The 26,834-nt window shown below is 52.2% G+C and carries 12 protein-coding genes and 1 pseudogene; 9 read left to right on the top strand and 4 right to left on the bottom strand.

Features of this window, described 5'->3' with window-relative positions; all coding sequences use genetic code 11:
* Positions 1-6: 6 nt before the first annotated feature.
* From ACOSDM_RS01955 to ACOSDM_RS01965, 3 genes and pseudogenes are all read right to left on the bottom strand, one after another.
* The gene (locus ACOSDM_RS01955) at positions 7-6,072 is read right to left on the bottom strand and encodes a DEAD/DEAH box helicase (RefSeq protein WP_420722792.1); all 6,066 of its coding nucleotides are present in this window, start codon (positions 6,070-6,072) and stop codon (positions 7-9) included.
* Positions 6,073-6,074: 2 nt separating this feature from the next.
* Positions 6,075-9,308, bottom strand: coding sequence for an STY4851/ECs_5259 family protein (locus ACOSDM_RS01960; protein WP_420722793.1), 3,234 nt, complete (start codon positions 9,306-9,308; stop codon positions 6,075-6,077).
* Between the two features lie 90 nt (positions 9,309-9,398).
* Positions 9,399-10,304: pseudogene (locus tag ACOSDM_RS01965) on the bottom strand (IS481 family transposase).
* 485 nt (positions 10,305-10,789) lie between these two features.
* Here ACOSDM_RS01965 and ACOSDM_RS01970 point away from each other — a divergent pair.
* The 7 genes from ACOSDM_RS01970 to ACOSDM_RS02000 all read left to right on the top strand — a co-directional run bounded on the left by ACOSDM_RS01970 (position 10,790) and on the right by ACOSDM_RS02000 (position 23,271).
* The gene (locus ACOSDM_RS01970) at positions 10,790-14,305 is read left to right on the top strand and encodes a helicase-related protein (protein WP_420722794.1); all 3,516 of its coding nucleotides are present in this window, start codon (positions 10,790-10,792) and stop codon (positions 14,303-14,305) included.
* A complete protein-coding gene (locus tag ACOSDM_RS01975) occupies positions 14,302-15,144 on the top strand; it encodes a hypothetical protein (RefSeq protein ID WP_420722795.1) in 843 nt (280 codons plus the stop codon). Before ACOSDM_RS01970 ends, ACOSDM_RS01975 begins: the two co-directional genes overlap by 4 nt.
* A gap of 61 nt (positions 15,145-15,205) precedes the next feature.
* Positions 15,206-15,886, top strand: coding sequence for a hypothetical protein (locus ACOSDM_RS01980; protein WP_420722796.1), 681 nt, complete (start codon positions 15,206-15,208; stop codon positions 15,884-15,886).
* Positions 15,887-15,997: 111 nt separating this feature from the next.
* Positions 15,998-16,825, top strand: a complete 828-nt coding sequence (locus ACOSDM_RS01985) for a hypothetical protein (protein WP_420722797.1) — start codon at positions 15,998-16,000, stop codon at positions 16,823-16,825.
* 16 nt (positions 16,826-16,841) lie between these two features.
* Entirely contained in the window at positions 16,842-19,760 is a 2,919-nt protein-coding gene (locus ACOSDM_RS01990; protein ID WP_420722798.1) for a DUF1156 domain-containing protein, read from the top strand.
* 10 nt (positions 19,761-19,770) lie between these two features.
* Positions 19,771-23,049, top strand: a complete 3,279-nt coding sequence (locus ACOSDM_RS01995; protein WP_420722799.1) for a DUF499 domain-containing protein — start codon at positions 19,771-19,773, stop codon at positions 23,047-23,049.
* 18 nt (positions 23,050-23,067) lie between these two features.
* On the top strand, positions 23,068-23,271 hold the full coding sequence (locus ACOSDM_RS02000; RefSeq protein WP_420722800.1) for a hypothetical protein: 204 nt from the start codon (positions 23,068-23,070) through the stop codon (positions 23,269-23,271).
* Between the two features lie 390 nt (positions 23,272-23,661).
* Here the strand turns inward: ACOSDM_RS02000 and ACOSDM_RS02005 are convergent, their stop codons facing one another.
* Positions 23,662-23,784, bottom strand: coding sequence for a hypothetical protein (locus ACOSDM_RS02005; protein ID WP_420722801.1), 123 nt, complete (start codon positions 23,782-23,784; stop codon positions 23,662-23,664).
* Between the two features lie 330 nt (positions 23,785-24,114).
* Between ACOSDM_RS02005 and ACOSDM_RS02010 the strand changes: the two genes are divergently transcribed.
* Complete coding sequence (locus ACOSDM_RS02010; protein WP_420722802.1) at positions 24,115-25,635, top strand: MBOAT family O-acyltransferase; 1,521 nt, start codon at positions 24,115-24,117, stop codon at positions 25,633-25,635.
* Positions 25,625-26,830, top strand: a complete 1,206-nt coding sequence (locus ACOSDM_RS02015; RefSeq protein ID WP_420722803.1) for a hypothetical protein — start codon at positions 25,625-25,627, stop codon at positions 26,828-26,830. The genes ACOSDM_RS02010 and ACOSDM_RS02015 overlap by 11 nt, the downstream gene beginning before the upstream one ends.
* The last annotated feature ends 4 nt before the right edge of the window (positions 26,831-26,834 follow it).

The following is a 26,834-nucleotide window of genomic DNA, read 5'->3' on the forward strand; positions in this document are numbered from 1 at the left end:
TCAACCTTACCAACGAACCCAAATTGGCGAAGGAAATTTAGCGTCATCCTGCAAGACAACATCGAAGAGCAGGGTGCTCAATGCCCTCGCCTGAATAGCTGATCGTGCGCCTTGATCGAATGGCGTCGCACGACGCGAGGCGTCGCGCCACGCTCCGAAACCTTGGTCCAAAAACACCGCGATTTCAGACCCATCATCAAAGAATAGGGTGAAAGATCGTGCATGAGCACAATCGGCTTTTGATCCGAGCGTAACAGAAGCTCCTGGAAACAAAGCCGTAAGTGTTTCATAGCGCAGGTTATCGCTCTCCCAGTTGTGCCAGAGCAAGAATCCACGGCGACCATCCTGGCCGACTGCCTCTGACATTATTTCCAACCGGGTTGCTTCAGTGCGCAGCGGCATGGCGAGCCAGGCTTCATAAAGCAGACGCGCTGTGAGCGGTCCTCTCAGATAGCGGTCATTGTAAACAACACGGGTAACTCTGCGCTCTTCTGAGAAAGCTTGCGGACGTAGTGCTCGAATAATCCTCCAAAACCGTGCCCCAAAAGTGGCGACAGGGCCATCGAGCTCAGCGATCACTTCCTTTTGAGCGGAGTTCCCTTCACCAAAAACCAAAATTTTCTGAAGCGAGAGCGCAGCAGACAGCTTAATTGGTGCCTTGGGACCCTTTAGGAGTGGTGCGCTTTCCAAAGTGCCCCAGTGACGGTCAATATGGGCAGCATCAGGATCCGTAGTCGCTATCGCTATGTCTACTCCATCCCAGTTGGCTTCTGCCAGCACCGAGGCACCATTGTGCTCTGGGAGCACGTCACAAATGTGCACTTTTGCGTTGCCGCGCGCTGCAAGTCTTACGAGGTCTAACTTCTGGGAGATTTCCAACGTCTGTACATCGCCTGGACGCATTGCAATCGCGACAGGCACGCCTGATCGAGCGGCCTCAATTGCACTTCGTAAGCCCGGCCATTCTGCAATGTCCCATCGTGATGGTGGATCATTTAGGAATAGAGTCAGACGCCTTAAAGTGCGTGTTTTAGCCTGGTAAGTAATCCAATCCCCCAGTGAATGGGTAACACTGCGCGTATCCTCACCAAACACCCTCAGCGCCTTAGGAAGTTCAAGACGCGTAAGAATTTTGGTCTGAAGCAGACTCAGCGCGCCGCGCCGGTCCATAGTGAAGCCAAATTGCAAGTCACGCCGAAGAATGCATTCCGGGCAACCGCTATCGCAATCTGCGGGGCAGTCAAGTCGCATGGCGGCTTGGCGCAGTAGCGCCGGCAAGTCGCGATCAGCTGTAGAAGAAACCCCAGCCCCCCCGGCAGCCTTATCATAAATAAAAATCGCGCTGCGCCGAGCATCATCGGGTCGCAGGCTAGGCGCAACTGTGAGCCCCATTGTCTCAGCATCAACGCCTAAGTTCGCTCCAAGCGCCTCTCGAAGCGCCGCTGCAATAGCTGCGGATTGAGCTTTGCCAGTGTCAGAGTTGGGTAGGGCATCAAGCTGAAGTTCAAATACGTCCGTCATCATCTCCGTACCCAGCTTTACATGACGCCGAATCTTGCGTGACGCGTCATTTGCGGGGCAACGCCCATCATGGCGGGGGTTGTCAACCAGTCTCTGCAGCGGGAAATGGTTGACCATGCTGCTGGGCAGAGGAATGCCGTCACCGCCTGCCTCCGCAGCAGCTCGCCCGCATGTGATACAAATCGCGTAGCCTTCGCCAAACTCACCGGAGGCGGTGACCAGCACTCGGCCTTCTCGCGCGGTTCGATGACGGCCCACCTCCGGATCGCGCAGCGCGATCCACAGCTCTGGATCGGCGGAAACCCGAGGCGTATCCGGAGGGATAAAAGCCAGCTGTTCGTAAGCACTGTGTGGTTTTCGGCTGCCCAAGAAACCAGATGGGCGTAGCAGTTCTTGCCGCTGCATGGGTGAACCGCAGCGAGAACAAGCGGCGACATCATGACGTGTGGTCGTGAAAACATTGCATTTTCGACAGGTGAAAAGCGTACGAAGGTCTTCAACTGATCCTGGATCATTGCGGTTTCCCCATGTGGGAAGAACACCCTCAGACCTATGTACCAGCCCGTCGATCACGACTTCACAACCCGGAGAATACTCACGAATGGCAATGTCAATAGATCTAGATGGTCCTTCCTGAGCGCCATCGCGACCAGCATGGTCGAAAGATACTACATCCACCGGGAAGCCATATGATGGCGTAAAACCGCGCCGGGCAAGCTCGCTCATCATAAACTCTTCTCGCATGCGCTTTGCACGCTTTCGATAGAGCCAGTGTGCGGGTTCCATATCGGGGTAAGCCGACTGGGCTTTTAGAAGTTGTTCATATTCCCCGCGCCAACGGTTCCGCATCTTTGCGAAGTCTTGCTCTGTCCGGGCAACGAGACCGTCATGCTCATCAAGACAAGTACGTTGCACTAGCATCTTAACCGCGCTTTGGACCAAATTCGTCGCGCCCCAGTCTCCGTTGAGGGCAATCAGGAAGGCATCCGCTACACTGTCTGCCAGAAATGGTTCCTTCAAGTTATCCGTCGCCCCCATGAAAGACGCCATGTTGGTCTTTACGTTGACGCCGCCACTTTCTCTCAGAAAAAGACTCAGAAGCAACGCGTTCACATGCCTGATAACAAGGACGGCAGAGTCAAGCCGCACTTGTGGCGCGGCCACCTGTGCGCTCAGAAGTTTAGATGGATCACGGAAAATCATGTTATCTAACGGCAAATCCTTGCAAAACGTGAAAGCCATTGCCCATGGCTCACCACGTCGCCCCGCTCGCCCGATCCTCTGGCGGTAGTTGGCTACAGAAGGAGGGACATTTGTGTTAACAACGAGACCAACATCAGGGATGTCGACACCCATTTCCATGGTCGTGGAACAGTTCAGTACATTGATCTGACCGTTTTTGAACTCGGATTCGTAGATCTGAAGGCTGGGCCTATCAATTTGTGCGGAATGCTCCTGTGCCCGAAAATATGGCAGAAATTCAGAAGTCCGATCATGAAGATTTGTCCAATGGCCTTGGCTGCGCAGTACTGTTACTCTTTCATCGTTTTCAAACCAGTCTCGCAACTCTTGCCTCTGCGCGTTCGATGTACCTTGATGTGCTGAAATCGGAAGTCTAGGCAATGGAACAATGCGCACCGATGCAACGTTTGTCACAGCGTTCATCGAAATACCCGCCGGAGCAAATGGCAGAAGGCGGCGCGTCACTGGACATTCAAATGCGATTTCGATCGGTGCAATAGCGACATTCTTCATCTCCAATCGCCACGAAGATGCCGCGACCTGCACGATCGTACCAGTCTGACGTAGGGCTTCCCAAATCGCTTTTAGGACATCTCCAGCGCGCTCGACATCATTGCGATTATCGCGGTCTCCGACAATGAGACGGTAAACAAGTTTTACTAGGCCTGTATCGCCATAGGCATGAGGAAAGATCTTTGGGTTCTTCACGCCCGAGGCATCCTCTTTCTTCATGTTAGGCTCTAGGACCACGGCGAGCGCACTTCGAGGAGAAATCCAATGCCGAACATCGGCTGGGTCTTCTGGAAGTCGAATGGCGAGGTTGTTCCGAAAAACCATGTCCACAGCGGAGTGCAAAAGGTCAGCCCAGACATCAGCATCATGAGACGCCTCCAGTAGTGGGGCTGGTATCGACAACCGAGCGCGCTCCAAGAGTTTCGGGAACTGGAGACGAGCTAAACCCATAGTCTCAGCGTTGTTTTGCAATCTGGGGCGACGAAAAAATTCACGGTATAGAAAGAGCTCCGCCAAAGCCATCGGATCGGTCGCAAGTGCATTATCGCCCCGGGTAGGACGATCGCGCCAGACGGGTCTTGCAAAATTCCGAAATTCTTCATTCTCCGCAATGCGCCGAACCAGATCAGCCCATAGGACTGGTTTCAATCCACCTTCGGCCTCGCGCAGCTCAGGCTCTTTTGCTTCGAGCAAACTAATGAAGACAGGGTTATCCTTCGCAACCGACCGAAGCGCATCAACTTCAAGCCGCAACGCAGCTGCCTTCATTGGATCGCCCTGGCGATCCTGTACAGAGTGATAGACAATTGCTCGGGTCAGGGTTCGTTCAGCTTCTTGCTGTAATTTAGCTGAGAAGCGCGCAGTCCCCTGGCGGCTGTCGGTAAACGACAAAATTCGTCGACCACCAAAAGGTACAGGATGATCATATATGTTGGGCTTTGAGGCCTCTATCAGAAGAGGCAACGCGTTACCCATCAGAAAAGGTGCTCCAAACCGCTGCGGGCGGACAGTTACAGCCTTGTGGCTAGCACGTTCACAGCAGCTTCGGCTCTGCTCGTCCACCAATCTCAGCGCGATCACGCGGTCACCGTCCAGAGGACGTTCAAAGACACAAGCATCCTCGACACGAAGAAAATCAAGTGCGTCTTGTTTCCCCGGCCCAATCAGTACGCGCTCCGATACGCCTTGCGGATTACGAGTGCCTTCGACTAAGTCAGGTTCCACATCAAGGATATATTCGTCATCCTCGCCATTGTCCTGCGCCCGTCGAAGGATCCTATCTGCTCCTTGATTGATAAGGTCTGCGATTAACCAAGGCGATCCACACTCGTCGCAGGCACCAATCTCGAAAACTGGAGATCCACAACCACAGCGGTCGCGCTCTGCTAAGTAGATTTGCCCAAACGGCCAATCAGATCCGTCCTCAGATAACGCCTCACCCCGCTTCGAACAGTCCGGATCAATGCAACTCCAGAGCCCTCCTTGCGCGCGGTGGAACACATGCAGCCGCCACGCCGCCAGCGCAACCCCAGTTGCAGGATCCTTCGCTTGCGCAGCTAACTCGAGCAGACGCAATGTCGCCTCAGTCTGGCCAAGGACGCGCGGGTTGCGGCCAAGCATATGAGCTGCATCAGATAAGCCGATCCCTCCATTGCGCATCTTTTCTCGGATATCGCGCACTCTGGGATGACCCGCCAGTTTGTCCCAAAGTGCTGTTGGGTCATCGGGCAGTGTATCCGGGTCGAGCGGGCTATTAGACCCAATTGCGGGCAAGGCGGGTGTCATTTCCTGCCCTTCGATCACTTCTACCTGTGACGGCTCAAGCCCGGCCAAGTCAGCGAGAAATCCACGCAAAGTTTCGCGTGCCTCCTCACCTTCACCGATGGTCGCCGACGTTGCAGCTAATCGCACATCCTCTGGTGAAACACCAAATGCTTCCCGGACGCGTCGCAGCAGCAACGACATTTCTGCTGCCTGAGCTCCGACATAGCTGTGTGCCTCATCTAACACGATCCAGCGTAATGTCCCCTGGGACTTTTCCAAAATAGACCGATCTTGTGCTCGCATTAGCATGTATTCAAGCATGGTAACGTTGGTCACAAGTAGCGATGGCGGAGAGTCGCGTATCGTCTTGCGGTCGAGGATCTGTGCCCCAAGCCGTTTGGCACCCTTTATGTTTTCGGGTGTGTGGCGGTTATACAACGCGTAAGAAATCCGATTAGCGAGTGGGTCCATCCACGCACCCAATCGCTCTTTCTGGCTATCGATCAAGGCATTCAAAGGATACAATATAATTGCTTGCACGCCGACTTTCCCTGGGCGACTCGCGCGAAGTAAATCGTTTAGCATTGGGATCATAAAACATTCAGTTTTTCCTGAACCAGTGCCACTTGTTACCATGAAACTACGATCGGCCGCGCCAGCCTCCCATGCGAGCAATTGATGCAGGTAAGGTGTGAAGTCGGTTCCTCTGCGAGACAATCGGCGAACGTTAAGTGTACCGTCATCCAAGGTCGCGCGGTCGAGCGCAGCGACAAGGCTTTCTTCCAAAAGTTCCCCCGCAAGATCGTCGAGGCTCTTATCAGTCCTTTTCCAAACACGTGCTGCCTCAAAAACAGGATCAGCCACAAAAGCGTCGGGCCGACCTGCCCCGCCATGCAAACGGCGAATCAACTCGGCCCGCAGTGCGATAGACCGAACTCGGCCCTTTCCGACCACTGCATCCGCAGCTCGATCATTTACGCGAGTGAGTATTTCCCCGTAGCCTGAGCGGAGAAGCGCGATGTCATCTTTCATGATCAGGTCCTTTTCTTCAGGCGCGAGTCCATCCACGCGATCGCTGCGGGGAGCGCAGCCTCAAAAGCAGCAGTATCAGAAAGTATGGCCTGCATCAGCGCCACTTGCTGGCGCGTGTCTAGCTGCGGGCGCTGCCCAAAGGCTATTTCCGCAACGATGAGCGGTGCATCGATCAACCCGCGCATATCAGTGTGAAAATTATCAAATTCTGCAGGCCTTTGCAGTGCGGCTAGATCGTGTAGCTTTGGGGCGGTGGTGGCATTGCGCTGCACAACCTGATTAGCATGCATACGAAGCGCTGAATCAGGGTTTTGCAAACCGGGAGTCAATCCACCCAAGCGTTCTGCAATCCCATGAATTGCCGAAGGATCCGCCTCGGACAGACCGAGCACCACATGACCTTGCAGCGCAGGTCGAAGGCGCAATATTTCTGCTAATCGTGCAGTAAGCGCTTCCCGCGCCAACTCATCTGCCCTATCCGCAATCGTCGGCATAGCCGCGAAGATTGTTCGAAGGGACTGCGCATACTCGGCAATCCCTTTTGCCCATACGCCAGGGTGGATAAAGGACCAGCGGGGACCACCATGCAATTCAAGCGAAAGAATATCCTCGATCTCCGCGGGCCCCACTAGAGTCAACAAACGGACGGCCGCTCTGGGTGTTTTGGCCAATGCATGGATTTCATCGAGAGCCGATGGCGAAATACTATTCTCCAGAAAAATAGCGCAAAGTTTAGCGAGACGTTGAAGGTCTGTTTCAACCAAGGCCTCCTGAAACATTTGTGCAAAATGCTCCACCCGGGTTGCGCGATTTGGCGCATTAGCACCCGTCGATTCAGAAGGCGCAGGCAGGATCAATGGACGCGGCGGGCGCATAGGTACGCCCTCGAGCTGAGGAAGCAGGAACCAGCGTCCATTACCCAAATGATTCAGACCGATCGGGCCAGCGCGCTCGATGCGCGCCGGATTGTCCATGTCTACCGCAGTGACCTTTAGGTCAGGATCCTGAATCGCTTTCTGCCCATGCATAACCAAAACAGAGTCGCCTACAAGACGGGTCTCACCCATAACATGCCGCAAGCGAAGTCGCGCCGTTTGAACCCCGCCAGTAACAGCTCTGAGCCTTAGCTCGGTATCAGCGCCGCACACGACAAGCATCTCCTCAAAGATGGGTCGGAATGCAGACAGCGGCTGTTCAGTTACAATCGGCTGCCCAATCACAGCAATTCCGCCTTTGGCGCCGCCATGCAGACGTATTCGCAAATCCGTTCGGCTTTGTTCAGCCGGAACGATCCGCCAAGCTCGAATATCGTGCATGGTAATGTCGCGGTCACGAGCAAGGGTCTCACCCTCAAGTGTCTGGATCTCGCCACGCATACGAGGCAGATCCAGAGTCCAGGCCAGTGGGACACCACCGTCTGAATCAGCGAACGTAACGGACAAACGCGCCTTTGATGCCTCCGAGTTATTGAAGGGCACTTCGATCACACCACCCTCGTCACCTTTTTGCGGAATGCCCCCTTCAACACTAAGAATCCATCCGGGCGGCACACCATTAAACCGAAGTCTTAGGGTCGTTTCATCCCCAGAAGAGGCGTAATCTACTGCAAAATTAGACGGTACCATATTAACGATGACCCGCGCTCCCGTACCCCCATCTTCTTTTACGGCTATTTCGACCCGACCGAGCGTTGCATCTTTGGGCGTTCCGGAGTGCCAAATGCCGCTTCGCGCGGCACGAAAACGCAATTCCCGATTGGACAGATGTCGATATCCGCGCTCTGATTGGCGGTAGAAAATCGCAGGCATGCCCCGATGTACGGGGGTACCTCGTTTATCTAGGACTCTATACTCTAACGGGCCAATAGCGTGAATCTCATCTCTATCATCTTTTTCAGCGGCCGTCTCGACCCGAGCATTTCCACCTGCAATCAGGACTCTACCCCGACCAGAAAGGCGCCAAATGTTTCCGCCCAAAACACCGCCATCTAGCTCAGCAGTTAAACCGTCTGTGCACTGAGGCGCTCTGTCTGGTGCAGTCAACACCCAGACATACGGGTCGCGAGTCCGCAATGACGCGTTTCCAGCGTAAGATAGCGCCCTGGCCGATTTTTCACCCATTTCGGCAAGACGCCAAAAAGAAGGTCCTGCACCAATCTCGATTGCATCACCACCAGCCAACCGCACCCGGCCTAAGAACTGCCCATCAGCAATCGCCACCAGAACTGCTGGGGTTTCAAGTGAGAAAGCAAAACGAGACGTCCGTCGCCCACTTATCCGTCGGCATGCCCATGGCTGTTGTTTACCATCGCGTTCCAACGAAAGCAGAAGGTCCGGAACAGCTACAGCCAGCTGGTCAACTGGCGCCAGACGCAACCGACGACGGTCATCATCAAGGTCCTGCAGGAGCACAGACGCAATTTCGGCGTTCTCTTCGACCTCAATCCAAGGAATCCATTGATCCGCATCTGTGCGATAAAGCATTCGGCTTATTGGATCTGTAACAAGACCATGCTGAGCCGTAACAGCAACCGCCTCGGACAACAGACTACGAGCAGCATCTCCATCTAGGCGGAGAGAAAGCCCTTCTCGCCAGTTTGGCTTCACTCTATCCAACCATTTCTCAACATCATGCGGCGGTAAAGTCTCCGGCGCATAAACACGCAACTCAACTATTTCCAGCGCGAACCTTACGAAGAGAGTACGAAATTCCTCTGTGCGATAGCCGATCGGGAGACGAAGCGTTCGGCGTGCAGCAAAGGCCAAAGCGACATCGTGTGGACAACTGAGACCAAGCCGTGCCAAATCGGCCACAAGCCCAACTAAAGCCGAACGATACCCGCCACCTTGTCCGCTCAAAAGTCTAACCGGGATGCCACCCTCTGACGCGATAGCTCGTAGATATTGGGTACCGCCGCCGCTCCGTTGTGCCGGACGCAAAAGCTCTGCAAGCCCCATTCGCGTGATGTCACGCAAATCCTCTTGCTCAAGAGATATTCCCAAAGGTTCTGTCAGGAATTCCCATGAAAGTGGACCACCATCGTATTCTCTTCTGTATCTCTCAGACGCCCAGAGAACAAATAATGCAGCGCAACTGCGGAATTGACGGCGTAAGATTTGATTGCGCACTTCTTCGTGCAACCGGGAATATGCTTCTTCATCAACCCGATAGGCGTGCAACGGCCTGCCATCTATATTCGTAATCCCCAAATCGGGCCAGCTTTTCACATTTCTCATTAAATCCCTTTGATTACCGGAGCCCAAAAAAACCAGCGAAAATACGGCAGACCAATTTCTTCTATAGTGCGCATGAAATCGAGGGATTGTTCAACCATGAAATGGATATTGAACGCTGAGCGCTTCATAAGGTGTTTTTCTGTTGAATGCACCACGGGGCCGATTGAAGTTGTAGAAGCGTTCCCATTCGTAAAGTTTGGCCTCCAGATCCACATCCCCTTTGTAGCTTAGAAGTTGATAAAACTCCTGCTCATCTGATCGATGCGAGCGCTCGACCTTACCATTTGGTTGTGGCGTTGCGCGCTTGATATAGGCGTGACGGATACCTTGATCTTCGACGTGTCAATGGAACTTTGCCTGGAACTCATGACCGTTGTCTGTGCGGACTTCTTTGATGCGGAATGGGAACTTTTCGATGATGTGATCCACGAAGTCGATTGCGAATGCCAGATTGTGCTTCTCATAAACCTTTAAGGCCCGAACGCGGGTAGCATCATCAATCGCAGTATATTGAAAACGGCGCACTTTCTCACCGTGTTTTCCTTTGAAGGTCAGGAACTTGACAACCATTTGGATATGATGGCCGGGAACTTGTTTGTTGTATCGCTTGGTGTGAACTTTGCGCAAACGCGTTCCTCTGGGAAGGCGGTTCATTCCGTTACGTTTTAGACCCCTTGAAACGTTTGCGTCAGATATCTTGATCTCGTGATAACGTTCCAAGTGCCAAACGATCCTCATTGGACCCAGATGGTATTTACGACGCAGTTGGAGGACCTTCTCTTCGATCTCAATTAGCGTTCTGTTGTAATGCTGCTTTGGAATGGATGGGCGATTGATCGGTCCGGCTTCACCTTGCTTGATGTACAGATCGCGCCAGCGGTAAAAACTGGATCGGCCAACACCAAAAAACCTGCATGCCTTTGCAACATGGCCAATCTCTTCAGCGTATTGAAGTAAGCGCAACTTGCGTTGGATCTCGCGTTGATCCTTGTTCATTAACATCTCCTTCTTCCCAAAGCTGGGAGGTTAAAGGAAATGTTCCGCGAGTAGCGGCATATCTACAGTGCCAACGCCAGTTCGAATAGGCATGGTTTTTGACGCGGCGCTTTCGGATCTCGGCCGTGAGTGTCGAACCAAAACGGTTCCACCAAAAGCCAACCGTTTCAGGACAGATATCGATACCGCGTTCATGCAATACGTCTTCAACATTACGATGAGAAAGCGGAAATCGGATGTACATCATCACGCCCAGTCGAATGATCTCGGGCGATGTTTTGAAACAGCGAAATGGATTGGACTTTTTCATCCTAAAAAACTAGGCTGAGAATGCATATCAGGCAAAGCAGATTTTAATCTGACTAGGCCGTTCGAAAAGCCCTGTTATATAGCGCATTGCGGCTGCCGGGGCGGAATACCGATCCATCTTTTCGCAAGCAGTAAGATCATCATATCGTTTGGCTAAACAGATAGGACACATTGGCATGACTTCACTTGAAGACATTAAAAGCGGTGCCATTGTTCATGGGGTTGTTCCTAGCCAAGTCGTCGAAGTCGTTTCTGTGGTTTGGATTGGCGATCAAGCGATCAACGTTGTGTATAGAGCCCCTGGAGGGTCTGTCTCAGAGACCACTATCTACAGGGATGATGAACATCGCTTGGGTGTTGAGGCGCGAGGACGGGTCTGGACATTCGATGCGGATGGCGCACTAGTTCGGCTGGTAACAGAGGCTAATCGGATCAAGCTAGCTCATTATTTTGATCCTTATCTCGCTATCCACACCAGCCTTGTTGACCCTCTGCCCCACCAGATATCTGCCGTATATGGAGAAATGCTCCCACGCCAGCCGCTCAGGTTTCTGCTGGCGGATGACCCAGGCGCGGGGAAAACGATCATGGCAGGGCTTCTGATCAAGGAATTGATCGCCCGCAGTGATCTCGAGCGCTGCCTAGTGGTCGCTCCAGGAAGTCTGGTCGAACAATGGCAAGATGAATTGGGTGAAAAGTTTGGTCTGGAGTTTGACATCCTTACGCGGGATATGATCGAAACGTCTCGATCTGGAAATGCCTTCAATGATAGAAATCATTTGATTGCTCGGCTAGATGTTCTGGCTCGAAATGAAGAGCTTCAGCAAAAGCTCAAAAGTTCGACTGAGTGGGACTTGATCATCTGTGACGAGGCTCACCGGATGTCAGCTAGCTATTTTGGTGGCGAGGTTAAGTACACAAAGCGATATCAATTAGGGCAAATGCTTGGTCAGGCCTGTCGGCATTTTCTTCTAATGTCTGCGACGCCCCACAACGGCAAAGAGGAAGACTTCCAACTCTTTATGGCGCTGCTCGATGGGGACCGATTCGAGGGGCGTTTCCGTGACGGTGTCCATTATGCGGACACTGCAGACATGATGCGCCGATTGACCAAAGAGGAATTGTTGCGATTTGATGGCCGACCGTTATTCCCGGAACGGCGTGCTTATACAGTTAAATATGAGCTGTCGCCCGAAGAAGCGGCCCTCTACAGCGCCGTTACCGAGTACGTTCGAAATGAAATGAACCGCGTCCAACGATTTGCGGAGCATGACGGAAAGAAGCGGAACAATGTTGGTTTCGCGCTTCAGATATTGCAACGCCGTCTCGCGTCTTCGCCGGCTGCGATTTATCAATCATTGAAGCGTCGCCGTGAACGGCTTGAGAATGAACTTGCAGAGGCTAGGCTAGCGAGTAAGGGCGGGAAAGCTTCATTTAGTGAGCCGAGTATCAATGATGAGATGCTGCGCAATATTGAGGAGTTTGATCAAGAAGAGGTGGATGAACTCGAGGAACTCATCTCGACTGGGGCAACTACCGCGGAAACCGTCGAGCAATTAGAAATCGAGGTGCAGACATTAAAGGGGTTGGAAAACATGGCCCTAAGCGTGCTGCGATCGGGTCAGGATACAAAATGGATCCAGCTTAATCGTATTCTTGATGATGATCTGATGATCGATTCTGACGGACACCGTCGGAAGCTCATCATATTCACGGAGCCTAAAGATACCCTGCACTACCTTGCCGACAAAGTCCGGGCGCGACTAGGGAAGCCTGACGCAGTTGATGTTATCCATGGCGGCGTAACGCGCGAAGAAAGACGCAAAATTGTTGAACGCTTTATGCAAGACCGGGACATGCTGGTCCTCATTGCCAACGATGCAGCAGGAGAGGGTGTGAATCTTCAGCGCGGCCATCTTATGGTCAACTATGATTTGCCGTGGAACCCTAACAAGATTGAGCAGCGTTTTGGTCGTATCCACAGGATTGGTCAAACCGAAGTCTGTCACTTATGGAACCTGGTCGCTGCAGATACTCGCGAAGGTGAAGTCTATGGGCGCCTCTTGGAAAAACTTGAAGCTGCACGGGAAGCGTTAGGTGGTCGTGTCTACGACGTTCTGGGAGAACTCTTTGAGGGGACGGCCCTCAAAGACTTGCTATTCGAAGCAATTCAGTATGGTGAACAGGATCATGTCAAAGCCCGGCTTTTTAAAGTGGTGGATGGAGCTGTCGACCAAGATCATCTGCTGAGATTGTTGGAACGTAGGTCTCTTACGAACGATACGATGCCGCAAGCGAAAGTTCATGAGCTTCGGTTGGAGATGGAACGGGCTGAAGCGCAACGACTCCAGCCACACCACGTCCAAAGCTTTTTTGTCGAAGCATTTCAGCATCTAGGGGGACAGATTAAACGCCGAGAAGATGGTCGGTGGGAAATCACGCATGTTCCAGTAAGCATTCGGGAACGCGACCGCCAAATTGGCTCAAGCGCTCCGATTCAAAAAAAATACGAACGTATATGTTTTGAAAAGAGCTTGATAAATCAGCAACCGGTCGCTGCATTCATCTGTCCGGGCCACCCGCTTCTGGAGGCCGTGATTAGTTTGATCCGCGAGCATTACGATCATTTGATGAAGCAAGGCGCGATCCTTGTTGATGATACGGCACGCGGTGAGGAGATCGAAGCCCTATTTCTGTTGGAGCATTGTGTTCAGGATGGCCGCACCACTGCAATTGGCAAACCTCATGTTATTTCTGAGAGACTTCAATTCGCGGCTATTGACCGTGATGGCTCAGCGACCAACGCCGGCATTGCACCTCATCTCAATCTTCGACCAGCGACAAAGGACGAAGTTGAGTTGGTCAAAGATTTGCTTGATGAAGACTGGCTGCGCACAGATCTAGAGAAGACAGCCGTTTATTTTGCGACCGTTGAACTTGCTCAGAGCCACGTCACGGACGTTAAAGCACGCCGACTGCCGGAAATTGAAAAAGTTGAGCAAGAAGTCCGAGCTCGTCTGAAGAAAGAGATTAACTACTGGGATTCCCGCGCTTTCGAACTGAAAGAAGAAGAGCGCGGCGGTAAGAAGACCCGCCTTAGCTGGAAAAATGCTCAACGGCGTGCAGAAGACTTGGCAGAGCGATTGAAGCGTCGAATGGGTTTGCTGGAACAGGAGCGATTTATATCTTCCCAACCGCCGCGCGTCCGTGGCGGTATGGTCGTAATTCCAAAAGGCCTACTCGAGGCTCGAGCCCCATCTTCAGATACTTCAGGCAAGCTCCCCATCGGTTTGTCAGAAGATCCAATTGCCCGCCGTTTGATAGAACTCGCAGCGATGGAAGCTGTTATCAAAGCAGAAATAGCCTTGGGAAATACACCAACAGATGTATCTGCGCAGAAGGTCGGCTACGATATTGCATCATACGATCCCAAGACGAACCATCTCCGCTTTATTGAGGTTAAAGGCCGTATTGATGGCGCGGATACGGTGATGATTACCCGCCAGGAAGTTATTACATCACTACACGAGCCAGAAAAATTCATCCTGGCCATTGTTCAGGTTGAGAATGGTTTCGCTAGAGAGCCGCGATACGTTCGTGGGTCTCTTGATTCTCGCGAACCCCCGTTCGGCCACAGCGCCATACAGTTCAATCTAAAAAGCCTGCTTGAGCGGGCGGAGGTACCCTGTTGAATATTTGCAAAGCATTGATAATTGCCGATCCATGGATCGGCTACATTCTTGACGGTTCCAAGACTTGGGAGATGCGCTCAACCTCAGCTTCTCATCGGGGTTGGTTCGGGCTAATTCGCAAGGGCTCTGGGGCTATCTTTGGTGTTGCGCGTTTGGTTGATACCGGTGCGCCTCTTTCTCAGGAAGAGATGATCGCAACATTCGAACAACATCGGATTCCTAAGGATAAAATCTTATCTGGTGAAGTCGCGATGTGGAATACGCCATGGAAATTAGCTGACATACATCGGCTTTCGTCTCCTGTTCCTTACCGTCATCGGAATGGCGCCGTAACTTGGGTTGAGTTGGACGAAGACGTGTCGAAGTCGCTTGCTGTTCAGTTGGAGGGGCAGGTTGCAGCAACGATAGGTCACCGTGAACAGCCAGCAATTCTCCAGCCAAAGCGAACAATATTGAATTTCTTAAAAGAGCAACTTTCTACAAAACAGGCGCCAATAAATCATAGGATCTCCGAGATTAGTGCCCAAATTGGGAAGGTTGAGATCACCCAAGGGAACATTGATAACCACCATATTTATCTGCGCTCATTCTTTGACCTATTTCCAGATGACGCCGTGGGTGGATCAAATCGTCATGAGAAAGCCGCGCGAGAGGTCACCTTAGACTGGGGCGGCGGGGAAACTGTCCAGACGGATCTTGATGGATCGAAGAGGTTCTTCCGCGCGCGAGGTTGGATCCGGGCATTCTTTGAACTGAACAATGCCAAAGCCGGCGACTCAGTGTCTGTCGAAGAAACCAGCCCATATTGCTACAAAGTACGCTTGCAGAAGGCACACTAGCTATGAGCCGCAGAATAAGACTGATTGAGCTATCCTATCCTGTATGGACAAAGGTTGTAGTATGATTGTAGGCACCTATTACGAGGGTGATGACGATATGGAAGTCGCCTGGAAACAGCATGACGTGTATGACCAAGGTGTGAGAACAATTATAGACAGTTGCAATAGTTTGGCTCGCTTTGCCAAAATGCTTCTGGATGATAAAAGTCATGATGAATGGGGCACTATAGAACGAATTGATCACCGTACCATACAGCCTGCCCATGACCTGCTGGCCGCGGCTTGGCGTTTCAGGCACGACCTGCGTCAATCCGAACTGCGGTTAGAACGTCAGCCCGACACGCTCGTTCCACCCACACATGAAAACCTCTGGCTCCGGTGGCTACGCGCTGAGATTGAAAGCTGGGTTTGGAGTCCAAGCCTAGTTCGTTATGTTCAGTTGATACTCACCAATCAAAACCAGCCAATAGGATACACTGCAGAGTCCAAACTTGCGCTGGCTCTGATTGAACGGTTCTCAGAAGTTCCTTGGACGTCTGGTTGGCGTGACGCTTTCGAGAAAAACCAGGAAAATGATCTGAGAAAGTTCGCCAAGCCTGAGGCCGAGCCTATGCGCGGTTTAAAAATACCAATTGTAATGCCGTGTGGATGCACGGCCAAAGGCCTCTCGGCTTGTAATCGGATCCCATGTGAGACAGAGGTAATACTCGCCAGCCGTGAGGGCTGGGGCCTTCTCGAATGAAAAGAACAACCATCGAATGAATAAAACCATCAATGAAAAACTGATCGAGGCCTCAATTCTGATGGAGGCGATCAATGTCGCATCGATTTTCAAGCGTTTGGACATTACTCAATGAAGCTAGGTTACACTGAATTTTCCTATGGCTATGCATTCACGGAGAACCTTATTCGCAACAGTTCTGCTGGCCCAACCACAGCACCTGTATTTCCTAACCTGATTCAGGAGGCACAGTTAGGCTATGACGTAAAAGTTGATCTCCCTGGGCTTCCGTATTTCTTCCAATTCAAATTACCAGAACTGATGGTTCGCGATACGGCGCGGGAAATAAAGATTTTTGAGCTTCCTGGGCTAGCTGCTCCCTTCTTTCGGATGCCACTCATGCGGCGCGACCTTTCTAATCAGCACGCTCATCTGATTGAGTTGGAAAAAACATTTCCAAATTCAGTTTTCTATACATCGTCTAAGGCCGATGGTCCTGCTAGCTTCAATCGGGCTTATGGCCGTGCAGAGGTACATGTAGAGTCTGTTTTATTTTCTCCGACTGACATTGGACCATTGCCCGATGATAAAACACATTCGGTGTCCTATGCCACTAACATGAGTGTTGCATGGCGATGCTCAGAACCGAAGCAGGTTAAGGCGCAGAAATTTGAGGCAATAAGGAATCTTGGTAGTGAAACATTCACGCAAAGGACAGGTAGCTCCCTTGAGGACACAGTGCACGAAATTCGGAAGGGTGTGTTGCCATTGATACCACAGCAGTTGCGCAGTGCAGAGGGAGAGTTCCGCCAGCGTGTCGACGCACGGCGCAGCACCGTTGATGGCTCGGCCTCCATCGATGACCGTGTGCGCACTGTTTCAACTGACTTGCTAGTCCTGCGAGAGTTTGTTCGTGTTGGTCTGGGAATGGATCTATTGATTGCCCAGCCCCGCGAATGAAAGAAAGAGAAAAAAGATGACAACCGCTACGTATAAAAAGAAACTCATCGAAGTGGCGATCCCACTGGAAGCGATTAACGTGGCCTCTGCGCGGGAAAAATCGATCCGGCATGGGCACCCCAGCACCCTGCATCTGTGGTGGGCGCGGCGGCCGTTAGCGGCGTGCCGGGCTGTGCTCTTTGCACAGTTGGTCGACGATCCGTCAGGCTATGCCGATACGCTGCTGGATGACCCCAAAATCCGCACGCAGGCGGAAGCAGACCTTGCCAAGCGTCTCAAGGCGTGGGGCGACAGCAAGGCAGATGCGCATGGCAATGTGCCGGACACGCCGGAACCAACGCTGGAGGATTGTGCGGCGGATATTGAGCGCAAGCGGTTGTTCCAGATCATCGAAGAGCTGGTGAAGTGGGAGAACTCGACCAACGAGGAAGTGCTGGATCGCGCGCGGGCGGAAATCCGGCGCAGTTGCGGCGGCGAACTGCCCCCGGTCTATGATCCGTTCTCGGGCGGCGGGTCGATCCCGCTCGAAGCGCAGCGGCTGGGCCTGCCCGCCTATGGGTCGGACCTGAACCCGGTGGCGGTGATGATCGGCAAGGCGATGATCGAGATTCCGCCGAAGTTCAAGGACATGGAACCAATCCATCCGGGGCTGAAAGAGCGCAACCACTACCGCAATGCCGAAGGGCTTGCGGAGGATGTGAAATACTACGGCGAATGGATGCGCGAGAAGGCTTGGGAGCGTATTGGTCATCTCTATCCGCAGGTCGAGCTTCCGAAAGACCATGGAGGTGGCAAAGCAAACGTGATTGCCTGGCTCTGGGCGCGTACGGTGCCAAGCCCAGATCCTGCGTTTTCAGATGTTCAAGTGCCAATAACATCCAGCTTTCTACTCAGTGCGAAAAAGGGAAAAGAGTATTGGATAGAACCGGTTGTGGACAGATCGGCGAAATCGATTACCTTTCAGATTCATTCCGGTGGAACTAAAGATCAGATTGATGCCGCAAAAAGTGGAACAAAGGTCGGAAGAGGTAACTTTTTCTGCCTCTTGTCAAAAGCTGCAATCGATATCTCGTATGTTCGTGATCAAGCACAACGTGGTAATCTGGGTTCGCAGCTTATTGCGATAGTTGCCGAAGGGCGTCGCGGAAGAGCCTATCTCGCACCTACTGATGAACACGAAGCGATTGCCGCTAGCGCGAATCCAAAGTGGAAACCCGAGGGGCGCGTGCCAACACCATCACATGACGTAGATCGCCTTCCAATGTACGGAATGCCGACATGGGGCGACGCCTTTTCCAAAAGACAGCTTGTTGGAATTACAACTTTTAGTGATCTTATTTCCGAAGTCCGATTTAAAATAGAAGAAGATGCCGCTGCAAGCGGCTTTGTAGCGGATTCAGAGCCGCTCCATAGTGGTGGCCGTGGGGCAAGGGCCTATTCCGAAGCGCTCAGTGTTTATCTGGCATTTGGAATCTCTAAGATCACTAACTTGGGTTCGATGATCACGACTTGGATGAGTGATCGAGGGGCGCTCCGTGAAACGTTTGCACGGCAAGCAATCCCAATGGTTTGGGATTACGCAGAGGTAAACTTCTTCTCAAATTCGGGTGGAAACTGGCTCACGCCAATTGACAAGATAAGCAAAACAATTGCGGAGCTACCAGCTTCTTCAGGCGGAGGGATAGAGCAGCGAAATGCTGAGGATGTTGAGCTTCCGCCCTCAGCCATAATATCCTCAGATCCACCCTATTACGACAATATTGGCTACGCTGATCTTTCGGATTTCTTTTTTTGTTGGCTGCGACCTGCATTAAAATCAATATATCCAGAGATATTTGGGGTCCTAGCCACACCGAAGGAAGAAGAGCTAATTGCTAGCACTTATCGCCATGGCGGAAGCGACCAAGCAGAGGCTTTTTTCTTAAAAGGTATGACTGCAGCCATCGGTCGAATGGCGCAGGGTAGCTCAGATGATTTCCCTGCAACGATTTACTATGCATTCAAGCAAAGTGAAGTTGAGAAAGAAGGAATTAGTTCTACGGGTTGGGCTACTTTTCTGCAGGCAATAATTGATGCCGGTTTCTCGGTGGTTGGAACATGGCCAGTCCGAACGGAAAGTCCCGGAAGGTTGATTGCAAAAGGAACAAATGCCCTCGCAAACTCAGTAGTCTTAGTATGTCGGAAGAAGCAACATACTGCCGAGGTGATTACCCGCGCCGAATTTATTCGGGCGCTTAAGCGCGAACTCCCGCCTGCCATTGCAGAGCTTCAAGCCGCCAACATTGCTCCAGCTGACATGCCTCAATCGGCTATTGGGCCGGGCATGGGCGTCTTCTCTCGCTACGAAGCGGTGTTGGAATCCGACGATAGCCCAATGAGCGTAAAGACCGCACTTCAGCTCATCAACGCCGAGCTCGACGAATACCTCGGCGGTATTCAGGGCGAGTTCGACCCCGACACGCGCTTTGCGATCAGCTGGTTTGAACAGAACGGCATGGGCAAGGGCGACTATGGCGTGGCCGACAACCTGGCCCGCGCCCGTGGTATCGCCGTCGAAAGCGTCAAGCATGCCGGTATCGTCGAAAGCCAGGCGGGCAAGGTGCGCATCCTGAAACGAAGCGAGCTTGACCCCGAGTGGGAGCCCCAGACAGACACCCATCTGACGGTCTGGGAATGCCTGCAATACCTCGTGCGCAGTCATGAGAAGGACGGCATCTCGTACAATACCGCGCTGCTGCTGCGAAAGATCGACGACAAGGCCGAGGCGGTGAAAGACCTCGCCTACTGCCTCTACGACATCTGCGCCAACAAGCGGCATGATGCGAAAGAGGCGACCGCCTACAACGCGCTGATCGCCGACTGGTCGGACCTGACCCGAGAGGCCGCCGCGATTGTCGATGTTCGCGGCACCGGCCAGACACGTATGGATTTCTGAGGGGACGATCATGGCAAAGAGCACACGCCAGCACGTATTCGAAGGCATGGAGCTGCTGCCGGAGGGATTGATCCCCTTCGTCGAAAAGCGGCTGGAATCACAAATCAAAGGGCACTGGCAGGTTCAAGTCCTCGAACGTGTCCGGGGGCTGCGGCCCAATGGTGACGGTCAGGTGAACTGGGACCAGCAGGGTCTGCTGCAAGTGATGATGGCCTTCTGGAAGGACGCCTTTGCCATGGTGTTAGGGCATCCTGAGCGATCTTATGTTTCTGAGCTTCTCGATGTGCGCAACAAGCTCTCGCACAATGAGAACTTTACCTATGACGACGCCGAGCGCGCTTTGGATACCATGCGGCGGTTGCTTGAAGCGGTGAGCGCCAAGGATGTGGCAGATAAGATCAGTGCGGCGCGCGATACGATCCTGCGCACGAAATACGCGGAGCTTGCAAGAAACGAGGAACGAAAGAAAACGCAACGCTCCGACATCACAGTCGAGACGGTTGCTGGTTTGGTGCCCTGGCGAGAAGTCGTCGAGCCGCACCAAGATGTTGCAACCGGGGAGTTCCAGCAGGCTGAGTTCGCTGCTGATCTTGCTAAGGTCCACAATGGAAGTGCGCCATCGGAGTATAAGAACCCGACGGAGTTTTTTGCGCGCACTTACCTGACAGAAGGTTTGAGTAATCTGCTGATTGGAGCAGCCAAGCGCCTATCGAGTAGCGGTGGAGATCCAGTTGTCGAATTACAGACGAATTTTGGTGGAGGGAAAACACACTCAATGTTGGCGCTCTACCATATGGTAGGAGGCGCAGCGGTACAGGATCTACCAAGCCTAGATCAATTGTTTTCACGCAACAAGCTTGCGGTCCCAACCAAGGTAAGCCGAGCTGTCCTGGTCGGAACCTCTCGAGGACCGCAAGATGTTATCAGCCTTGAAGGTGGGCGCAAAATCCGCACGACGTGGGGTGAACTCGCTTGGCAACTCGGCGGTGCTGACGGCTACGACATGTTAGCGGAAAATGACGAGCGCGGAATCGCTCCTGGTTCAAACGTGCTAGAAGCTCTGTTCAAAAAGTTCTCGCCATGCCTGATTCTGATCGATGAATGGGTCGCCTATCTTCGGCAAGTCTACAAGGTTGATGGACTCCCATCCGGAACGTTCGATGCAAACCTTTCTTTTGTTCAGGCTTTGACAGAGGCAGTCAAGGCAAGCCCCGGCACCCTGCTTGTGGCTTCATTACCTGCTTCACAGATCGAGGTTGGTGGCGAAGGGGGGCAAGAAGCTCTTGCACGGTTGAAGCAGACATTCAGTCGCGTGGAATCCTCTTGGCGTCCGGCAAGCCAGGAGGAGAGCTACGAAATCGTTCGTCGACGATTATTCAAGGAGATTTCGGGCGACAAGTTTCACCATCGTGATAACACGCTGAAACAATTCACTAAACTTTATCGAGAAAACACGAACGACTTTCCGCAGGGCTGTGCGGACGAAGATTACCGCCGGAAACTGGAAAAAGCGTACCCGATCCATCCAGAACTATTTGATCAACTCTATACGAGTTGGGGTTCATTGGAGAAGTTTCAGCGTACCCGTGGCGTATTGAGATTAATGGCACAGGTCATTCACGAACTTTGGATGGGAAGTGATCCGTCGGTGATGATCATGCCTGGCAGTGTCGCTATCAGCACGGCCCGAGTTGAACCCGAATTGTTGCACTATCTTGATGTCAGCTGGCAGTCGATCATTGCTGGTGACGTCGATGGCGTAACGTCGACACCCTATAAGATTGATCAGGCAGCCCCCAACCTAAATCGCTATTCTGCAACCCGCCGTGTCGCGCGCGCTATTTTCATGGGAACGGCGCCTACGGCTGGGCAAGAAAATAAAGGACTGGATGACAAGCAGATAAACCTGGGTGTGGTACAGCCCGGTGAACGGCCCGCAATTTTTGGTGATGCGATGCGCCGATTGACCAACCAAGCTAAATTTATGCATAGCGACCTTGGACGCTATTGGTACTCGATGTCTGCCAGCCTAAATCGCATAGCAGCGGATCGTGCCGGGCAGTTTGAAGAAGCACTGGTCCTCATGGAAATTGATAAGGCGCTTGGTACCTACATCAATGGTCTCAGTGATCGAGGGCATTTTGACGCTATCCAGGTTGCCCCTGGTAATTCGTCCGACGTACCTGATGAAGCGGGAGGGGTCCGAGCAGTCGTGCTCGGTGTTGCTCATTCCCATACCGGAAGAGATGGGTCGGAGGCCCTCACAGAAGCAAAAGATATTCTGATGCAACGCGGAAGCACGCCTCGTGTCTATCGCAACATGCTCGTCTTCCTTGCGGCAGAACACCGCCAACTCGACAATTTAAAGGACACCCAAAGATCGGCCTTAGCTTGGGCAGAGATCGTTCGGGAAACAGATCGACTGAATCTGACGCAAAGCGATAGCGCGTTGGCAAAGGCAAAGCTGAGCGAAGCCAACGAGACGCTCAAAACTCGGATAAAAGAAGCCTGGTGTTATCTCCTCTACCCCATCCAAGAGAGTGCACAAGCGGAGTTGGAATGGACTTCGGCAAAAGTTCCTTCTCAGGATGGGCTTTTGGCGAGAGCTAGCAAGAAGCTGGTAAGTGATGAGGGCTTGCTACCTGAACTGGGGCCAGCAAGGCTTGATCGCGAACTCCAGAAATACATCTGGAACGGCAAGGAGCACCTATTCCTTAAAGATCTTTGGGAATATCTAAATCGCTATACATATCTTCCGCGGGTCAAAAACCGAGGGGTTCTTGCCAAGACTGTTCAGTCAGCAGTTGGCGGAATGCTTGCAGGTCCGTTTGCCTATGCGGAGCGATGGGACCAAGAGAAGCAGACCTATCTCGGCTTGGTGATATCAGGTGCCAGTCACGTTCAAGTCGTCATTGACAGTGATTCCGTGATCATCTTACCAAAAGTGGCAGAAGCCCATAGACCGAAGCCAACACCCTCAGGGGCCGGTGATGAAGGCGACCGGCCGGTGGACCCAGATCCATTAACACCTGAGCCCATGCCTAGCGTAACGGAGAGGCTGCCCACACGCTTTGTTGGAACGGTCATGATTTCACCGGATCGACCTGCACGAGACATTCATCAGATAGTAGAAGCGATCATTGAGCAACTGACAACGCTTCCCGGCAGCGACGTCTCACTAAAGCTAGAGATCGATGCGCAGGTTCCTTCTGGCATCGACAAGGCGAAGGTCAGAACATTGATCGAGAACGCCACGACACTAGGCTTTGTCGATAAGGCTATAAAATGACGATTGGAGTGTATTGTTATGGCAAAGCATGATCGGATAGTTCGAGATGGAAAAGTATTTTATTCCGTTCCAGAGACTGCCCGCATGCTTAAGACTTCAGCCAATAAGGTTCGAGACTATATGGGAAATGGAAGTCTTGAATGGATACAGTTTGAAACCAATGGTCGCCTGTATGTAACTGCAGAAAGCCTAATTGGATTGAAGCAAAAAACCACTAAATAAGATAATGCATCAACCAATTCAGTGTCCGGCCAATTTTTTAGGAAAATCCATAAGTCAGTTTCATCTTTTCTATTAGTGTTATTAATATGGGTAAATAAATGGGTAGATCAGAAAAATTGATAATTTTGTTTATATTACAACGTCATTAGGCGGACCCTCCCTCCGCCATTCTCTCTCGAAAATTCAATGCAGTACGAGTATCATGGAGACGGTGGCCGAATTTCAGCGTCTTTTCAAACCCTTGTGTCAGTGGAGCGTGTCGACACGAGTCTCTAGAGACGTTTTGCTCGCTAGATTTGACATGAATTACTGAAACCGTCTCTGCGGCCCTAAGGGTCAGTGCGTCTTTACGGTTTTGTGATGCAGAGATGATGCAGGGAAGTTGCTGGCTCAAGCAAAGCCGAGAACTCGGCGCTGCTCGACCCAGTCGAGCGGCAGGTCGGTCATGGCGATTAGCCTGCTCGTCGATAGGTCTTCCGGCTGCCGCCCTTCGAAGATTGCCAGGCTCGCCATAGGTGCCGGTCCTTTCCACCGTCAGTTTATCCGCCATGATGACTAAGAAATTTCAATCTTCCCAGCTTTCGCCATCGCGTTGCTTATAAGGTTTTTCACCTATGCCATCGACTGGTTTCTCCATAAGGCGAGTGGCCTGAAGGACGTGAGTGCCCCTGCGTATCAGGTCACAACATCAATTGAAGCGCCTTAATTGAAGCGCCTTGCGAAGGCCACACCATTTATGTATACACGCCAGAATAAGCGGGGAGTATCCTGACAAAATTCCAGGATTTGCTGCGATTGAGTTATTGGATTGTGGGGCAGAATGTACGCGCAATGTTTTAACACATGATTTTCTCCAGCTATCCCTTTCTTCTGATTTTTTTGCCGGTTTTATTGGTGGTTTTGGCTGCCCTTCAAAGGGCAGGTTCACTTTCCAGATGCTATGTTCTCGTGATCGCATCTCTTGGATTCTACGCCTGGTACGATTGGCGATATCTGGCGCTGATCCTGATCTCGGCGATTGTTAACTTCCATATTGCCAGAGCCCTTGAACATCGCGCCATCCGAAAAGATCCAGGTCGGAAGTCATTGTTGATTGGTGGCATTGTTTTCAATTTAGGTCTGCTTGGTTACTTTAAATATGTGGATTTCTTGCTCGCCAGTGTGAACTCCCTTCTGGCGACGGAATTTCCGCTGCTTAATGTGCTGTTGCCTATCGGCATATCCTTTTTCACTTTTCAGCAAATCGCATATTTGATTGATGTGCATGACGGGACCGAGGCAGAGTCATCCTTCCCCATGTATTTGCTGTTTATCAGCTTCTTTCCTCAGCTGATCGCGGGCCCCATCGTCCACCATCGTGGTTTCATGCAGCAGGTGCGACACGGCCTTGCAGGTTTATACAAGGCGCCCTTGGTTGCGGCGGGCGTTACGATCTTCACCTTAGGTCTTGCGAAGAAAGTTTTGTTTGCAGACCAGATCGCCAAGTGGTCTACGCCAGTCTTTGATGCCGCATCACAGGGGATTGATCTGCCTTTGCTTGAGAGTTGGACGGGGGCAATCTCTTACACGTTCCAGATCTATTTCGATTTTTCGGGATATTCTGACATGGCCATCGGCTTGGGACTGATTTTTGGTTTAAGATTGCCGATCAATTTTTTGTCACCCTATAAAGCTGTCAGCATCACTGATTTTTGGCGTCGCTGGCATATCACGCTTTCTTCTTTTCTTCGGGACTATCTGTACATCCCCCTTGGTGGCAATAAGAAGGGTCGGCCAAGACAATATGTGAATCTAATGATTGTGATGCTCCTGGGCGGCCTATGGCACGGGGCTGGGTGGAGCTTCGTTGTTTGGGGGGGACTTCATGGTGTCGCACTTATGCTCAATCGCGCCTGGACTCGCTTGACGCGGTTCAGGCTTCCCGCCCAATTTAGCATTTTATTGACTTTTGTGTTCGTGATCTTTGCCTGGGTGCCATTCCGCGCCGGAAACATGGAATCTGCAGTGGAGATTTGGCGTGGCATGGTTGGTCTGAACGGCATCGCCTTACCAGAGAATTACGCCGACAGGTTCGGGGCATTGTTGCCTCTTGTCGCGGGGCTGGACATACAATTTGTCGATACGCACCTGTTCCATGGCGTAAACCAGCTCATGGTTTTCGCTGGTTTACTGGCTGTTGTATGGTTGTTGCCCAACAGCGTAAAATTCATCGGATACACGTTCGAAGGCGGACCGTGCACTGACAGGCCGACACTGCCGGGGTGGCGTCCTTTGCCGCTCTGGGCATTGGGAATCAGTGCCACCTTTATCCTGGCACTTTACTATATGAACAGTGCAGGAGAGTTTTTGTATTATGCATTCTGACCTTTTGCCAAACAGTGCTGCAAAGCGCTATTTGATGTTCTGGGCTCTGCCTTTGGTCCTGCTTTTCTTCGCGGTACTGGTCAGTGCCCTGTTTCTGTGGCGCTCGGGAGAGTTGCGGTCCCTTGAAAGTATTGTCGGGATACAGGAAGAACAAAATGCCCTGTATGGCACCGCCATTTACAGTGATGATCACCCCTATAAGCAGGTGCTTTTGTTGAACCGTCCTGCTGAATTAGTCATGCTTGGCTCGTCGCGTGCACTGCCTGCCGTGCAGCAAATGTTTCGTGTCCCCTTCACCAATTTGGGACGCATGGCCAATTCGACCCGTCATTTAGAGATTGCCGTTGACGACATTCTGGCTTCAGGCGCGCCGAAAATTGTCGTCATGATGTTGGATTTCTGGTGGCTCAATGCAGAGACATACGAAGCTGTCTCTCCGACCGATATCGCCCCGCCGCAACGCTTAAGTCCAGAAGCGTTACTGGCACCATTGAAATGGTTGGTAGAAGGCAAGTTAACCCTGACTGAGGTCGTGAGGACATTGGTGGCCGATGATCCTCCCCTTTACGGAAATGTTCCTGTGCTTGGGATCCGCGGCCTCACCCGAGGGACCGGATTTGCGCCAGACGGCTCTCGCAGTGATCAAGAAACGGTCTATGGCAGGTCTCCCGCCCGGGATGTGGGTTTCGCCATCAGTCTTTCAGAAGCATTTGAGGATTGGGATGGAGAGCAGGTTGATCTGGAGCGCCTTAAGCGCATATACGAGTCCATCCGGCGGTTAGAGGAGGCCGGGACCACCGTCATAACCGTGATGCCGCCTGTCGCGCCAACAGTCTATAAGGCGATGCGCGACGCGCCTGAACGGTTTGCTACTGTGTGGGCCTTCCAGGAGTTTATGACAAAGCTCAACCAGCATCACTTTGATTTTCTGAACCCTGCGCTGCTTGATGCAGAAGATTGTGAATTTCTGGATGGATATCACGGCGGTCAGCTAGTCTTCGCGCGGATGCTGCTGGCAATTGCACGGGCAGAGTCTTCAATGTCCAGCGCCTTGGATCTTGATCTGCTCCACGCAATGATTGATTGCTGTTCGGGGCGGGCTATGGCTTTGGATATCTATCGCCGCCCGACAGAGCGGGAAGTGGATTTTTTGGGGTTGGGTTGCCCGAAAACCGGTGTCATGAAAAGTGGATAACAGT

Source organism: Hwanghaeella sp. LZ110, from assembly GCF_048892525.1.
In the GTDB taxonomy this organism is placed as follows: domain Bacteria; phylum Pseudomonadota; class Alphaproteobacteria; order UBA8366; family Aestuariispiraceae; genus Pacificispira.

Bases quoted from the DNA above. Each gene is read 5' to 3' on its own strand.
- ACOSDM_RS01955 (WP_420722792.1), bottom strand. From the start codon at position 6,072: ATGAAAGATGACATCGCGCTTCTCCGCTCAGGCTACGGGGAAATACTC.
- ACOSDM_RS01960 (WP_420722793.1), bottom strand. From the start codon at position 9,308: ATGAGAAATGTGAAAAGCTGGCCCGATTTGGGGATTACGAATATAGAT.
- ACOSDM_RS01970 (WP_420722794.1), top strand. From the start codon at position 10,790: ATGACTTCACTTGAAGACATTAAAAGCGGTGCCATTGTTCATGGGGTT.
- ACOSDM_RS01980 (WP_420722796.1), top strand. From the start codon at position 15,206: ATGATTGTAGGCACCTATTACGAGGGTGATGACGATATGGAAGTCGCC.
- ACOSDM_RS01985 (WP_420722797.1), top strand. From the start codon at position 15,998: ATGAAGCTAGGTTACACTGAATTTTCCTATGGCTATGCATTCACGGAG.
- ACOSDM_RS01990 (WP_420722798.1), top strand. From the start codon at position 16,842: ATGACAACCGCTACGTATAAAAAGAAACTCATCGAAGTGGCGATCCCA.
- ACOSDM_RS01995 (WP_420722799.1), top strand. From the start codon at position 19,771: ATGGCAAAGAGCACACGCCAGCACGTATTCGAAGGCATGGAGCTGCTG.
- ACOSDM_RS02000 (WP_420722800.1), top strand. From the start codon at position 23,068: ATGGCAAAGCATGATCGGATAGTTCGAGATGGAAAAGTATTTTATTCC.
- ACOSDM_RS02005 (WP_420722801.1), bottom strand. From the start codon at position 23,784: ATGGCGAGCCTGGCAATCTTCGAAGGGCGGCAGCCGGAAGACCTATCG.
- ACOSDM_RS02010 (WP_420722802.1), top strand. From the start codon at position 24,115: ATGATTTTCTCCAGCTATCCCTTTCTTCTGATTTTTTTGCCGGTTTTA.
- ACOSDM_RS02015 (WP_420722803.1), top strand. From the start codon at position 25,625: ATGCATTCTGACCTTTTGCCAAACAGTGCTGCAAAGCGCTATTTGATG.